The sequence below is a fragment of the Dissulfuribacter thermophilus genome, assembly GCF_001687335.1.
Classification (GTDB): domain Bacteria; phylum Desulfobacterota; class Dissulfuribacteria; order Dissulfuribacterales; family Dissulfuribacteraceae; genus Dissulfuribacter; species Dissulfuribacter thermophilus.
The window spans coordinates 96,723-111,321 of record NZ_MAGO01000002.1 but is presented as its reverse complement, the minus strand read 5'-3'; the positions used below and the strand labels follow the sequence as shown (position 1 = coordinate 111,321).

The 14,599-nt window shown below is 41.4% G+C and carries 11 protein-coding genes and 1 other RNA gene; all 12 read right to left on the bottom strand.

From position 1 onward, the window contains the following. Positions 1 to 46: 46 nt before the first annotated feature. The gene (locus DBT_RS02435) at positions 47 to 1,444 is read right to left on the bottom strand and encodes a S41 family peptidase (RefSeq protein ID WP_067616096.1); all 1,398 of its coding nucleotides are present in this window, start codon (positions 1,442 to 1,444) and stop codon (positions 47 to 49) included. A 322-nt stretch (positions 1,445 to 1,766) separates the two neighbouring features. Continuing rightward, positions 1,767 to 2,726 carry a murein hydrolase activator EnvC family protein gene (locus DBT_RS02430; RefSeq protein ID WP_067616094.1) on the bottom strand — a complete coding sequence of 320 codons (960 nt, stop codon included), beginning with the start codon at positions 2,724 to 2,726 and terminating at the stop codon, positions 1,767 to 1,769. 196 nt (positions 2,727 to 2,922) lie between these two features. Continuing rightward, the gene (locus tag DBT_RS02420; protein ID WP_067616090.1) at positions 2,923 to 3,807 is read right to left on the bottom strand and encodes a cell division protein FtsX; all 885 of its coding nucleotides are present in this window, start codon (positions 3,805 to 3,807) and stop codon (positions 2,923 to 2,925) included. Continuing rightward, positions 3,804 to 4,466, bottom strand: a complete 663-nt coding sequence (ftsE, locus tag DBT_RS02415) for a cell division ATP-binding protein FtsE (protein WP_067616302.1) — start codon at positions 4,464 to 4,466, stop codon at positions 3,804 to 3,806. Before ftsE ends, DBT_RS02420 begins: the two co-directional genes overlap by 4 nt. 26 nt (positions 4,467 to 4,492) lie before the next feature. Further along, positions 4,493 to 5,953: a leucyl aminopeptidase family protein gene (locus DBT_RS02410; RefSeq protein WP_067616088.1), complete on the bottom strand. Its 1,461-nt coding sequence runs from the start codon at positions 5,951 to 5,953 to the stop codon at positions 4,493 to 4,495. A 32-nt stretch (positions 5,954 to 5,985) separates the two neighbouring features. Beyond that, the gene (locus tag DBT_RS02405) at positions 5,986 to 8,340 is read right to left on the bottom strand and encodes an ATP-binding protein (RefSeq protein WP_067616086.1); all 2,355 of its coding nucleotides are present in this window, start codon (positions 8,338 to 8,340) and stop codon (positions 5,986 to 5,988) included. 11 nt (positions 8,341 to 8,351) lie between these two features. After that, the gene (locus tag DBT_RS02400) at positions 8,352 to 9,305 is read right to left on the bottom strand and encodes an ABC transporter substrate-binding protein (protein ID WP_161939890.1); all 954 of its coding nucleotides are present in this window, start codon (positions 9,303 to 9,305) and stop codon (positions 8,352 to 8,354) included. A 79-nt stretch (positions 9,306 to 9,384) separates the two neighbouring features. Beyond that, positions 9,385 to 10,617 (bottom strand): CAP domain-containing protein, encoded by a 1,233-nt coding sequence (locus DBT_RS02395; RefSeq protein WP_067616082.1) that lies wholly within the window; start codon positions 10,615 to 10,617, stop codon positions 9,385 to 9,387. A 662-nt stretch (positions 10,618 to 11,279) separates the two neighbouring features. Next, complete coding sequence (gene panB / locus DBT_RS02390; RefSeq protein ID WP_067616080.1) at positions 11,280 to 12,110, bottom strand: 3-methyl-2-oxobutanoate hydroxymethyltransferase; 831 nt, start codon at positions 12,108 to 12,110, stop codon at positions 11,280 to 11,282. Positions 12,111 to 12,144: 34 nt separating this feature from the next. Continuing rightward, an RNA gene (gene rnpB / locus DBT_RS02385) (RNase P RNA component class A) lies at positions 12,145 to 12,529 on the bottom strand. 534 nt (positions 12,530 to 13,063) lie between these two features. After that, a complete protein-coding gene (locus DBT_RS02380) occupies positions 13,064 to 13,774 on the bottom strand; it encodes a zinc ribbon domain-containing protein (RefSeq protein WP_067616078.1) in 711 nt (236 codons plus the stop codon). Between the two features lie 12 nt (positions 13,775 to 13,786). Then, entirely contained in the window at positions 13,787 to 14,596 is an 810-nt protein-coding gene (locus DBT_RS02375; RefSeq protein WP_067616076.1) for a Nif3-like dinuclear metal center hexameric protein, read from the bottom strand. Between the last annotated feature and the right edge of the window lie 3 nt (positions 14,597 to 14,599).

Sequence of the window (14,599 nt, the reverse complement as noted above, 5' to 3'; positions counted from 1 at the left end):
TTCCTCTGCCTCGCATCTTGGTACATACTTAGTGGTTGGTTGTTGATCACTTTTTCCAAGTTTGGAGACCGGGTACGCAACTTTTGGCAAATATATTCCAGGCCTTAAGTATTCGAAGTCCTTCACGTATTTGGTTGTCCATCTTGAAGCCGTTCTTCGGCTTTTTGTTACTTGGTTGCTCGTCATTTTTCACGGAGTCAGCCTGTTTATTCTCAGCATCATTTTTCTCTGAAGCCTCTAGATCGGTATTATTTGGCAGATGGCCTTCAAGGTCTTTTTCCTTGATAAAATGATCCTGTGGAATCTTTTTCTTTTCCAGATTTTCATCTGGTATAAATGGTACCTCGATATCGGGAATAATGCCTTTGGCCTGTATAGAACGGCCACTGGGAGTATAATAGAGTGCTGTCGTGAGCCTGAGTGCTGCTCCATCGTCTAATGGTATGACAGTCTGAACAGAGCCTTTTCCAAAGGTAGGCTCGCCAACTATTATCGCGCGCTTATGGTCTTGAAGGGCACCGGCAACGATTTCAGAGGCGCTGGCACTGCCTTGATTGACCAATACTACGATGGGATAGGCATGTGCTCCATGGTCAGGATGGGCCTCAAATTTCATTTCCTGGCTTTTGAGTCTACCTTTGGTATAAACTATAAGTCCCTTGTCAATGAATTCGTCGGATACCTTGACTGCCTGTTCAAGGAGTCCTCCTGGATTGTTTCTAAGATCGATGATGAGTCCTTTGAGCCCACCTTTTTCCTTTTCCATTTTATGGAGGGCCTCTCTTAATTCTCCCACGGTCTTTTTCTGGAAGTTTCTTATCCTTACATATCCATATCCTTTATCAATTATCTGATATCTTACACTTTTTATTGGGATAACATCTCTTATTATCGTAAAGTCTTTAAGGTTATGCCAGCCTTCTCTGAAGATAGAAATGGTAACCTTGGTACCTTTTTTACCTCTCAAAAGTTTTACTGCCTCCATGAGGCTCATATTTTTGGTGGTCTTTCCATTGATTTTAACAATTTTGTCATTGGCCTTTAGCCCAGCCTTGTAAGCAGGAGTCCCTTCAATTGGAGAGACCACAGTGAGGACTCCATCTCTGATGGTTATTTCGATTCCAATACCAGAGAAACTTCCTTTGGTCTCTATTTGAAGTTCTTTGAACTCTTCTGGTTTCATGAATGAGGAATGGGGATCGAGAGATTGGAGCATTCCGTCAATGGCCCCATAGATTAGCTTTTGTGTCGGCACTTCTTCTACATAATTTCTCTGTACTATGTCCAGAACACTGGCAAACATCTTGAGTTCTTTATAAAGATCGTCATCTTCTTTAGCAGAAGAAATATCATTCACTTGATAGAGGCCAAAGCCAATAAAAAGGCATAAAAAGAAAAGGGTTGTCAGGATCACCTTAATACTTCCTTGGGGAAATACTTTCATGTTTGATACTAAGCCTCCAATCTTTTTCAGACTTTAAAATATATACGGCAATTGCCGGGTTTGTCGAGGACATGAGGTGATAAAATTCATTTTTTCTAACTATAATCCATAGCTCAACTTTTCCAACCAAAAAACCTAAAAACAGCAGCTTACGAGCTTCTAGTTGAGAACTGTTCCCAACTATGTAACTTAAAAAAATTAAATGCTATTGGCTAGGTGTTAGCAGAGTCAATGAGAGGCCATGTTGATAGTTTGCTATGTATAGGTATCGCTCACTCTAGGGCTAGATGCTCAAAGCATGAGCCCCTTTAAAGGCTTTTACTCATTCTATAGGAATGCCTTTCAAATCTATATACCTTAATGGATCGATTGGTTCTCCATTTTTCCTGATTTCCAAATAGGCCCCTGACTCTATAAAGCCACCGGTACCTGCAATGCCTATGGTGTCTCCCTCTAAGAGTCTTTGACGGACATGAACAAAGGCCTGGTTGAGATAACCGGTGAGGCTCATATATCCACCACCATGGTCAATGATTATTACTGTTTCGTATCCCTTTACCCTTCCAACGAATTTGACTACGCCATCGAAGATTGTACGGACTGGAGTGCCAAGTGGGGCTTCAAACACAACTCCATTTCTAGGTACCATGGGATGAAGCTTTGGTGTAAGCACTCTCAATGCCTCAAAAATTGGAGGGGTAAGCTTTCCTATATTTTCCTCAAAGCGTGACTGAGGCTCTTTAACAACTTTTTTATTGCTTTTGAGTTTTTGTACTAGGGTGGTGATGCCCTTTTCCGTTTCCTGTAACGAGGCAATTAAATTTCTATAACCTTTTTCCTGGGATTCTAGATCTTCTAGAAATGTTCTTTTAGTCTCCCTAGCTTCTTCAAGTTCTATGACTTCGTTCTGGATCTCTTGGGTCAATTTAATGAGATTGTCTTTTTCCTTTTCAAGGCCAAGCTTTTTTTTCCGGAGTGCCTTGAGTTCCATTATATATTTTTTTCTAATTTGTTGATCATTTTCAATGACATATACTAAATATTGTTGGTTAGAATATAGCTCTCCTAAAGAATGCGATGAGAAGATCACATTGAGGGTACCGAGGGGACCAAACTCCCATAATGATTTAAGTCTTCTCTGTATAAAGGCCTTTTGTCTATTTAAGGCCTCATTCATTTTTTCTATTTCTGAATGGGTCCTTTTAATCTTTTGTTCGATCTCTGATATTTGTTTTTTCTTTTCCTGGAGTGCATTCCAGTGTACTCGAATCTCTTTGTTCAATAATTCAATTGAATGGAGAATCTTTTTTTTGTCTTCTTTGATTGTTTCAAGTTTCTTTTTTTTTCTTGAATTTCTTTGGTGATATTTTTTAGCGTTGCCTTGGAAGGGATTATTTTCGGCTTTATAGCCTCTTCAGCAAATGAAATGGACGTTAGAAAGGTTAATAGAATATTTATTATGATGAAAATTTCCTTTTTCATGTCTTCAGGATTTTTCTCATTGAAAAGTGCGTTCCAAGGCAACACAATAAAATACTGAGGCCTATTACGGCCACGATCATCTCCTTTGGCAGAAAGACTAACTCAATGCTATTTAACAAAGGGCTACCCACGAGTCTTGCACTGAGATTCTTAGTGGTTACATAGACTACCCCTATGGCAATACTTGAGCCAAGCAGCCCCTGGAGCATGGCCTCTATTAAAAAAGGGCCTTCAATAAATCCATTGGTCGCCCCTACAAGCCTCATAATTTCAAGCTCTTCCTGCCTGGAATATACATTTAGCTTTATGGTAATAGATACTACAAAGGCGGCAGAAAAAAGTAGTAATAGGCCAGTCCCTATCACCACATTTCTAGCTACATTGGTAAATGCCTCTAGTCGTTGCACCCATTCTTTACCATATTGTACCTTTGATACCTCGGGAATCTGCTTGATTTTATTTGAAATGGCCGAAAGGCTGCCAGGACGAAAGATCGCTTTTTTGACCTTGACTTCAAATGAAGGAGGCAGGAAATTGGCTTCTACGCCCTCAAGTACCTGCCTTTCATCACCCAGATAGGATTCTAGGCGTTTAAATGCCTCTTCTGAAGATATATATACTACCTCTTCTACACCCTTTATTGAGAGAAGTTCCCTGTATATCTCTGGAATTCGACCTTCTTTAATGTCCTTTTTAAGATAGACAACGATTCCCAATTCTGAACCAAATCTTGAGACAAATGAGTGTAGATTAAAATAGATCAAAGAAAAGAAGATGCATATGAGTATAGTCAGGGTAACTACAATGGTAGTCAGGCAATAGATAGTCAAATGTTGACGTATATCGGAGAATGCTCTCCTAAAAAGTGTGTGAAGATTCACGAATATTCCACCTCCAATCTACCGTCCTGCAATCTTACAACTCTTCGCATGGTTCCTTCAAAGAGCCTTTCATCATGAGTTGCAAACAATATAGTGGTTCCCCTGGCATTTAATTCATCCATGATATCGAGTACTTCCATAGTTCTTTGGGGGTCGAGATTCCCAGTTGGCTCATCTGCTAAAATGATTGGAGGTCTGTTTACTATTGCTCTGGCAATGGCTACTCGTTGCTGTTCCCCACCTGACAGCTCCTGAGGATAACGTTTCCCTTTGCCTCCAAGGCCGAGGTTTTCAAGGACTTTGTTGACCCGTAAGGCTATTTGATCCCTATTGAAACCAATTACCTCTAGTGCCAGTGCAACGTTTTCGAAAACAGTTCTATCCTGTAGCAATTTGAAATCTTGAAAAACTACCCCTATCCTTCTTCTGAGTATTGGGATATAAGTCTGCTTAATTGTCTTGACATTGACTCCGTCTATAAAGATGTCGCCGCTTGTTGGTCGTTCCGCACAATAAAGGAGTCTCAATAGGGTGCTTTTGCCCGAACCACTGGGACCCGTTAAAAAACAGAATTCCCCTTTTTCAAGAGAAAAAGATATGTTCTCCAACGCAACTACATCATTGGGATAGCGTTTGCTCACGCCTTTTATAGCAATAATAGGGAGGTCATCGCCTTGGCCATTCATTATTTTTTCCCAGAAAGCCTCCTTGCAAGTGAAAACAAAGTCTTTACTCCAAAGCCCTTTGCACCTTTCCCAAGGTGTCCCAAAGGTTCCTCTTTCACCGCTGGTCCAGCAATATCCGCGTGTACCCAGGGTATATCATCTGGTACGAACTCCTTCAAAAAGAGGGCTCCTGTAATCGAGCCTCCCCAACGGCTACCAATGTTTTTTATATCTGCAGATTCTGTTTTAAGTTGTTCTGAATAGGGGAGATGGAGTGGAAGCTCCCAAAAGAGTTCCCCTTCTGAATTACCTATTTCTCTAATGAGGTCCAAGAGTTCTCGGCTCTGTCCCATAATGCCAGCAATATCTTCGCCTAGGGCTACAACGCACGCTCCTGTAAGGGTGGCAACGTCTACGAGCCAATCAGGCCTTTTTTCAGAAGCGAGGTCTAGAGCATCGGCTAAGATGAGCCTGCCTTCGGCATCAGTATTGTCCACCTGTACGGATTTCCCACTCCTTGTCACTATTATGTCAGTTGTCTTATATGCAGTAGACGATATGGCATTTTCGCAAAGTGGTGTAATTACCGTGACATTTATAGGGAGTTTTGCCTGAGATATTGCGCAGGCAGCACAGAAACATGCAGCTGCTCCTGCCATGTCGTACTTCATACCGATCTGGGCATCTGCTGGCTTGAGGCAATAGCCACCTGTATCAAAGGTGACTCCCTTGCCCACAAGTATTAGGTGTCCTTTTGCAGAACGCACCTTGTGCTCTCCTATTACGAGCCTAGGCGGGGAACTACTACCCTGGCCTACAGCAAGTAAGGCCCCCATCTTTTCCTTTTTTATCTTCTTTTCGTCCCATACTGTAACTTTAAGCCCTGCCTGCTTGCCAAGTTCTTGAAATCGCTGTGCTAGAGACACTGGGTTTATTACCGAAGGTGGTTCATTTAGCATGTCTCTAGCGGTATTTACCCATGTATAAAGTTTTTGATAGAGAGCGATTTCTTCCCTTTCGGTCTTGTTTAATTTTCCATCATAAAGACAATTTACTGTGACAGGATCCTTTTTTTCTGACAGATACCTGTCGAATTTGTAGCCCCCAAGGATTGTTCCTTCCATACAAGACTTTACAAGATCGATACTTTCACTTGATTTCAATACTATTATTATGCGATTAAGCCCTTCATCTTGTGCAATTTTGAGATGGTCTGCCACTTTTTGTTTAAGTGCCTCTGAGAGAGGAATAAATTTTTTGTCGATTCGAACAGTCCTTACCACACACTTTTCCCCCTTTAGTGGCCCTACATAGATGGTTTTACTGCCACCTGGCTCTGTTGGGGGATCAATGGGAACCGGAATGGTACCTACAGTTCCCTCATCAAAAAGAGGGGTATCTTTATTTAAAAATGGAAATATCAATAGATCGCCATTTACAGGCTGATAGGCATCTATGATTTCGAATATAGGATTGGCCATTGTTCTTATTAATCCTCCTTATTTAAAAGGTATTAGCTAATTGCAGCCCTTATTACATTGTCTAGATCAGTTAGTCTATAGGGTTTGGTCAACACTGCAAAAAATCCATACTTCTTATGTTGAGACATAATGGGGTTACTTGCATAGCCACTGGAGACTATCAATTTTGCGTTACTATTCAGCTTGAGAATTTCATCCTTTATTTTCAGCCCTCCGATCTCTCCTGGCAAGGTAAGGTCTATGATAACACAATCAAATAGGCTGTCTTGTTCCAAGCTTATTTTGTATTTATTAATGGCCTCCTCACAAGTTTCAGCAACTTCCACATGATGTCCAAGGTATTCAATCATATCCTTTGCTACGTATCGAATCATCTCATCATCGTCAACCAAGAGAATCTTTCCCCTCTTAATTCTGGCAAGCTCCTTTTCTTCTCTGGTGCCAGGGGAGGCTGTCTCTTCAAAAGACTTTGGAAGGAGAATTCTAAAGATTGTACCTTTTCCATCCCTACTTTCAACTTCAATAAAACCATCGTGCTTACTGACTATAGAATGGCAAATAGCGAGTCCGAGCCCGCTCCCCTGGTCTTTTGTAGTAAAATAGGGTTCAAATATTTGATTTTTAATGTCTTCCGGTATCCCAGGACCTGTATCTTCAATGCTGATAGACACCCAATCTTTTGGCTTAACAGAACCAGTAGGGGCATAGGAGGCAATATTTTCCAGTATGATTCTTATTCTCCCACTGTTATTCATAGCTTCTTTGGCATTAATGACAATATTTTGAATGACTTGACTAAATTGACCTGGATCTACATCAGTCAGCCAGAGATCTTCATTCGCCTCAAAATCAAGGGCCACTCCACTACCCCTAAGTGAGAATTCTGCTGATTCTTTTACAACTTCATGGAGCCTAAGTGTCTTTTTTACTGGGCTACCGCCTTTAGCAAAGGTAAGAAGCTGCTGTGTAAGGTCTCTGGCCCTCAAACATGCCTTTTCAGCCTGCTCAATTATCTTTCGTTTTCTTTCGTCCAAATCCTCTGATAGGCCCAGTAGGCTGATATTGCCTAAAATGGCCGTGAGGATGTTGTTGAAGTCGTGGGCAATACCACCGGCAAGTACGCCTACTGATTTGAGTTTTTCTATTTTTAGAAATTCTTCTTCTATGCGTCTTTTTTCTGTTATGTCTCTGAACACTAAGGCTACCCCTATGATGCTGCCCTCATGATCCTTTATTGGGGCAGCACTTGCAGAAATTAGGCGTTTGGTCCCATCCTTCGAAATAAGGACAGTGTGATTTGTCAAGCTAACGACCTTGCCTCTATCTATAACTTTACTGACCGGATCTACTACTGGTTCACCTGTCTTTTCATTGACAATGTTAAAAACATCCTTGAGAGGCATTCCGTATGCATCTTTCCACTGCCATCCCGTGAGTCTCTCAGCCACGTCATTCATAATATCTATTCTGCCAATGATATCTGTAGTAATAACTCCATCTCCAATGCTTTTGAGGGTGATGGCAAGTCGTTCTTTTTCTCTTTCTAATGCATTTAAAGCACTCTTTAGTTGAATTTCCCTGTCTTGTATAATTTTTAACTGAGTTTGGGATTCCTCGATCTTGTCCTTTAACTTGCAGACCATTCGTATGAAATTATCTTTCAGTCTTTGAAGTTCATATTTGAAGGTGCCTGATAGTTTGTAAGAATAATTGCCCTTAGATACTTCGTCAGCATATTTTGCCATTGAAAGGATTGGTCTCAATATTGTCTCCTCAATCTTGAGTATGAACAAAAAGGCGATACAAAGGGCCATCATTAGAGTTAAGGTATTTATGAAAATGTACTTATATTTTGACTTGAAAAGTTCAGCTCTTTTGATTGATATACCGATATAGCTCTTCCATTTGGGATAGTAGGTAAATACAGAACAAAAATTCGTTCTCCCAGCATGGTATTCTATAAATCCTTTTTTATTGTGTTGGAGCTGTTTAAACAGGATCTGAAATTCGTTGGGACCAATTGATTTTAATGGGCCTGGAAGGGTAATTGAGCCGTTATCTTCTATTACAAAAACACCTCCTGACTCTCCAAAATTAAATTTGGAAAACTCCTTGAGAGATATTTCTTTGATCTCCCTTTGGTGTGCAAGACTGTCTTCCAAGCCAATTCTTTCGAGAGTCTTATAGCGTCTGTCAACATGTTCTAGCAGTTGGTGTAGGTTGGCATTGAGCAGCTTTTCTCCGAAATCAAGGATGATACTCTCCATCAATAAAGTCCCGGAGAAGAAGAGGGGAACGGAAATTGTAGTGATTAAAAGACAAATGGCGATCCCAAAAAAAAGTTGGAGTGACTTTAGTTTGATGCCTTTAAGATCTTTGAATTTCATGTGATATTATCCTATTTTACCACCATATCCACTGCTTCAAGCGCCCTATATGGAATGTAAATCCCAAGCCTCCTTGCCGCCCTTAAGTTTACGAATGCTATCTGGAGGGCAGGTCTGGGTATGGTATTTTCAATGCTGGTTTTACCATCGAAGATGTCTGCAGCCATTTCTCCTGCCTGTTTTCCGCAATAACTAAAGGGATTAAATAGACCTGCTATGATATTGTCTCCCTTCAGATAGTCTGCGATTTCCGTTTGTTCTATATCCAGAGTTAATGCGGTAATAATTGGGATCCTAAGACTACTTAATGCCTTTCTATTTTTAAAAGCCCCGACGATTCCTCCGAAGGCTTCTATGTGGTTGGTTTGTAATTTTCTGATTACAGAGTCGATTCCATTGGCTAGGTCAAAGAATAAGATCTCAAAGTCATGTCTTTCTTCGGGTCTCAATCTCTCATACGCCTTTTTAAAGATCATGTCAGCAGGTATTCTCGAATCAAATACATATGCATAGTGCTTTGCATTTGGAAGTATGAGCCTAGAGATCCTCAAAATTTTCTCTGGAGGATACATGAGGTAGACTCCACTCAGGTTTGTCCCAGGAGGGCTATTGACACTTGGCATCATTTTTAAAGCCACTGATTTTAGAGTGGGACAATAAAATTGTGGAATTCCAGTATCTTTTAAAAGGATCCTAGCAAACATGGATACCCAACCACAGGTAACAAAGAGATCCGTCTTTGAGGAATATTTTTTTACAGCTTCCATGACCTGAGGAATGGAACTTTGGTCAGCGGTTGATGTCAGCACGTCTATATAGGTGATGTTTTTACCTTCGACATAGCCTCTTTTTTTTAAACTCTGCTTCAATCCCTCAACGACACTGGCAAAGTTATTTGGCTCAATCTTATAGCGAATGATGACAACCGTCTTAGAGGAGTGAACGTCTATTTGGGAACTGCTCATTTGTGGAAAAAGGACTGCTAAAATGACAAGGGATACGAAAAAAGCTGGATAAACGGCCCTTTTTACCATGGGTGTATTGCTAATAAGTTACTATTAAGTTGACCAACTCAAAATCTAGCCAATTGTCAGGATTAAAGGGGTCCTTTCCAGGCTCAACAGCTATAGCGCCTAATATTAATTCTTCACTTGCTTCTAGATTATCGTCTCCTGGCCAAAAAATATTTAGCAATTCTTTTGAATGATCGGTAAACTTTTCTAATTTATTGGGTTGGCTTAAGGTATTTTTTTCTGTTAAGGAGTAAAATGATCTGTCAGGCAAGATGATTGCTACATAGTTGTCTTTTGACTCACAGGCCTTAAAAAATGTTGAGAACCAGGTTCCAGGTCTAATATGATTGGTGCTTACGGTGAGGGATAAATTACATGCCTCTTTTGGAGTTATATCGTTGGTGATTATGTCTAGCTTTACATTTTGTGTCCCTACTGAAACTGTCTTTTCTATTGAGCCCAATCCGTCAATTGCAAATTTTAGGGTATAGCTACCGGGAAACACTGGGAATCCATAGCCACCAGCGCTTTTTGTCGTATGGGTCTCGCCGGTCTCAAGGACTGTAATCTCGACCCCCTGTATGCCCTCCCACGGGTCATAAAATCCGTCATTATCAGTATCTTCGTATACAACGCCTAAGATGAATGGGCGGGTGTCAGATGAAGTAGCAAAATCACATGTAACCATCATTGAGTATGGGTAGCTTACGTCTTTTTGGCTAAAAAGGCCTTGTTCTATCCCTACACCTATCTCTTTAAAGGTAGGATTAAGTATATTTACCCTGTGTCCCCTTTGGGGATAGTCTTTGTCTACAAATAGATCTTGATGTATCAATAGAGCCGTCTGGTCTGGATCAAGAATTCCTGTACTGGCTCGAAGGGCAATGTTTTCCCCTGCAGCCACGTAAGTATATCCGGCGTCCTTTATCCGTTGAAAAGGATCAACGCCAAAAGGATCATAGTGGCTAAAATAATTCTGTTCTAACATATCCAAGCTGTGTAGTCTTGCCGCCATAAGTAGCTTGGCATTCATAGTAAGTGGCTGAACTGGTTCTGTGCTTATTGCCCCTGGATCCACTCCCTCCATGAGATCGATTCCAAACCTTAGGGCCTCGGCTACAGGATTCAATCTGGCCCTATTGATTACCTCTAGTTGGAGTTGTTCTAAAGGAGTAGGGTCACCATAGTCAAATGCATGGACATGAGATGAGAATAAGAAAAGAATGAAAAAGATCAATCCAGAGAAAAAATTCTTTTTGAACATGGACTACTCCTTTTTTACATACTATTTGCGTTAAAAGTTGTTCAGCGCAAGTGAGAAAAGTGATTTTTTTTACAAAAACGAGTAATATTCTTTTATAAGACAATATCAACCTACATAAGTTGAGTCACGTTATAAAGCTGACCTTTACCCACACATGACACAATAACCAAGCCCTAATTTTTGGAGTTTTGAGTGTTGAATTTTGAGTGTTGAGTTGAAGGAAGAGAACTTTGCACCTTAAACTTTTTATAACGTCTTCGGCCTCCAGCCTCTGGCTTTTGTACATACAGGGCTTGCTTCTCACTTCTACCTTCTACCTGTTACGGGTATTTTCACGGTAATTATGCACGACGCAAGGGGGCAAAAAATATTTTTTCAATTATATCAAGTTGTTGCCTTCTCATAAAAAGTTGCTCAAAAAGCACCTTTTAGGTGAAACAAAATCAAGTGTTTTTTGCCCCCTTGCGCCGCCCTTCGGGATTGGCGATTTCGCTCAGGGCTCTTTGTTGTCGGGTACTTGAAGTACCTAAGTACTCTTTGCGTGCCCTCTGCCTGGCATCTTGGGCAAACTCGCCAATTGCATAATTTGGGTTTATGATTGGGGGGAGGAAAGAGGAGGGGGACAGACTATCTCAAAAGAATAATCGGGATATCAGGGCAGGTTATTTACCCCATTTCAATTTTTCAATGACTTCAGAGTTGCCACTAAAGCTATGATCGTCATCTGGAAAGTTGTCATTTTTTACGTCCTCAATAAAGTTGTTGATAGCATCCTTAATTATTGGAGCAAGGTTTGCATACTTTTTTACGAAAGATGGGGTAAACTTTTCAAACATCCCTAAAAGATCGTGGGTAACGAGCACCTGTCCATCACATTCAGGACCAGCTCCTATTCCAATTGTGGGAATACTTATCTTTTCAGTAATAAGTGCTGCAAGGGGAGCGGGCACACACTCCAAAACCACTGAAAAGGCACCTGCTTCTTCCACTGCCTTGGCATCCAATAGGAGTTTTTTTGCAGAATCAAGGTCTTTTCCCTGTACCTTGTAACCGCCAAGAGATGATGCAGTTTGAGGCGTGAGTCCAACATGACCCATTACGGGAATACCTGCCTTTACCATGGCAGAAATCTTGTCGGCTACTTCAATCCCTCCTTCTAGCTTAACTGCGTCACAGCCTGCTTCTTTTAAGAACCTACCGGCGTTTTTAATGGCCTCTTCATTGGATATTTGATACGATAAAAACGGCATATCCCCTACCACAAGGGAATTTTTGGCACCTCTTGAGACTGCCTTGCAATGGTGAAGCATCTCTTCCATGGTAACAGGCACTGTTGAGTCATAACCAAGCATGACCATTCCAAGGGAATCTCCCACAAGTAGTAAATCTACCCCTAGAGAGTCTAAGAGTAGAGCGGTGGAATAGTCATAACAGGTTAGCATTATGATCTTTTCTGAAGAGTTTTTTCTTTTTCGTATAGCGGCAATATTCATTTTTCTATCAATTGATCGTGGAATTTTAAAATAAAAATGGAGATGGCCATAAGCCGGGTTCTGTTCCCCGAATGGGGTGCGGTCATTCATCTGGGATGCTGGTTGCCCAGCACCTCTAGCAGCCTACCCGGAGGCTTTGGGCGGGCCACCCTCGAGCGCCTCCCTATTTGGCCTTGCTCCAGGTGGGGTTTACCAAGCATCTCCTGTCACCAGGAGATCTGGTGAGCTCTTACCTCACCTTTTCACCCTTACCTGTGTTGATACCACTAGGTATCAACCGCAGGCGGTCTGTTTTCTGTGGCACTTTCCCTGGGGTCACCCCCGGTCCGTGTTACGGACCACCTTGCCCTGTGGAGCCCGGACTTTCCTCTGGAATGAAGATCTTTTAGACCCTCATCCAGCGACCGCGGGCCATCTCCGTTTACTTCCTGCAAAAGGCAAATTTGCCTATTTTTTCACAGTCAGTGTACAGGTTTTTGATATTATATAATACTGTTAAGCTAATGTTACAAGCAATAACTGCTCATTTTATAGATTTGCCGTAAGCGCTCACATGGCACACCATCTGCTCTTTCGAGAGCTCGCCTGTGGTACAGGCAGCACATGGCTTATCAAACTCTTTTCTTCGTCCATGGAGACCATGCGAACGCTGTAGTGATCGGCCTATTATATAAATAAGACGTTATTGTATGCCATGAACCCGGATTATGCAGCTCAAAAGCCTTGCCGAAGACGTACTTTGATACTTCAAGTGCCCGACAACAAAGAGACCTCGGTAAAATTGCGAGCCCCTTGCGGCTTCAAATGCCTGAGGGATTTATCACGGATTGAACTTCACCTTTTGGGTGAAGGCACAACGGGAAAAGATGCATGCTAACTATGCAATAATTCATAAAAATTACTTTCCTCAGGCATTTGAAGTGCATAATCTGGGATGAAGGTTTACGATTTACCTAATCTGGCACTTTTGCATAGATAAAACGTTGACAAGTAGGACACGTATAAATTTTGTCGTCTCTCAATAGTTCGTTAAAGAGTTGTGGTGGGATATTCATATTGCAACCACCGCATACACCTTGAACAACAGACACTACTACGTAACCTGACCGTTTATCTCTTAAAAAGGTATATTTAGAGAGGAGGTTTGGTTGTACATCTTTTTCAATATTTTCCCGTTCCTTTTCAAGGGATTCAATCTCAGTGGTCAGGGCCTTTGTCTTCTTTTCAAGCTCTTTTTCTTCGTGGTTTACCTGGGCATTTAACTCGTCTAATTCTTTTTTCTTGGCCTCAATTTCAGCACTTACTTTTTCAATCTCCTCTTCCACCTCAATGATCTCGTCTTCTCTTTCCTTGTTGGCCTTTTTGATCTCATCTATTTCTTTTAAGAGGGCATGATATTCTCGTTCCGTCTTTATTGTTGTTAATTTCTTTTGTGATTTTTTTAGCCTTTCTGTCTCCATTTGGAGCTCGTCTTCTACTTCAAACTTTCGCTCCTGGAGGGATGAAAGACGTTCTTTTAATTGAGTAAGTTCTTGTTCTTTTTCCTCCTGTGCACTCTTAAGGGCCCTAAAGTGTGAGGGGCTTTCATCAAGTGCTTTTTTTAAGGCCAGGATTTTAAGGTCTACTTGCTGTAGCTGTAATAGGGTTTCCAGTTCTGGTCTCAATGTTCGCTCCTTTTATGAAAATATATTTATGGGGGTCTGCTCATCCACATATGGATAGATAATGACCTCCCAATCCCTTTCTTTAGCCTTTGCCCTTAAAAATTCGGTAACCTTGTCGACGACAGGCCGTTCTGTCTCAAAATGGCCTGCTGCCACAATAGAAAATCCCGCATCTTTAGCGTCAAGGGCATCGTGGTGTTTGAGTTCTCCTGTAAGTAGGCAGTCTGCACCATTTTGTTGGGCAAGTTCCCAGAATGAACTTCCAGATCCCCCGCATACTGCAATCCGTTTCACTAATTTGTTTGGAGAACCTGTATATGTGAGCATTTTAGCCCCTAATTTTTCCCTGATCTCAACCATGAAATCAGTCAGGAAGAGGGGTGTAGTAAGTTCTCCTATTCTCAAAAGGCCAAAACCCTTCCCATCTGGATCAATTGGCGCCACGTCTTTTAATCCCAAAATTCCACAAAGGCAATCATTTACTCCGCCTTGAGCAATATCGAGATTTGTATGCATGGAGATGAAAGAAATTTCGGATTTAACCAATTCATAAATCCTTGAACCAACAGGGTCCTGTTTAAGAAGGTGAGAGAGCGGCTTGAGTGGAAGAGGGTGGTGTGTTACGAGAAGATCTGCTCTTTTTTCAAGCGCATATTTTATTGAGTTCGATGATGCGTCCAAGGCGCAAACGACCCTTTTTACTATTCCTCTTGGATTTCCAATTGTTAGGCCTGGATTATCCCAGCCCTCGGCGAGTTCTATAGGCGCCAATTCTGAAAGTACGCCAAATATATCTGAAACCGATGGATTTATTTCTTCCATGGT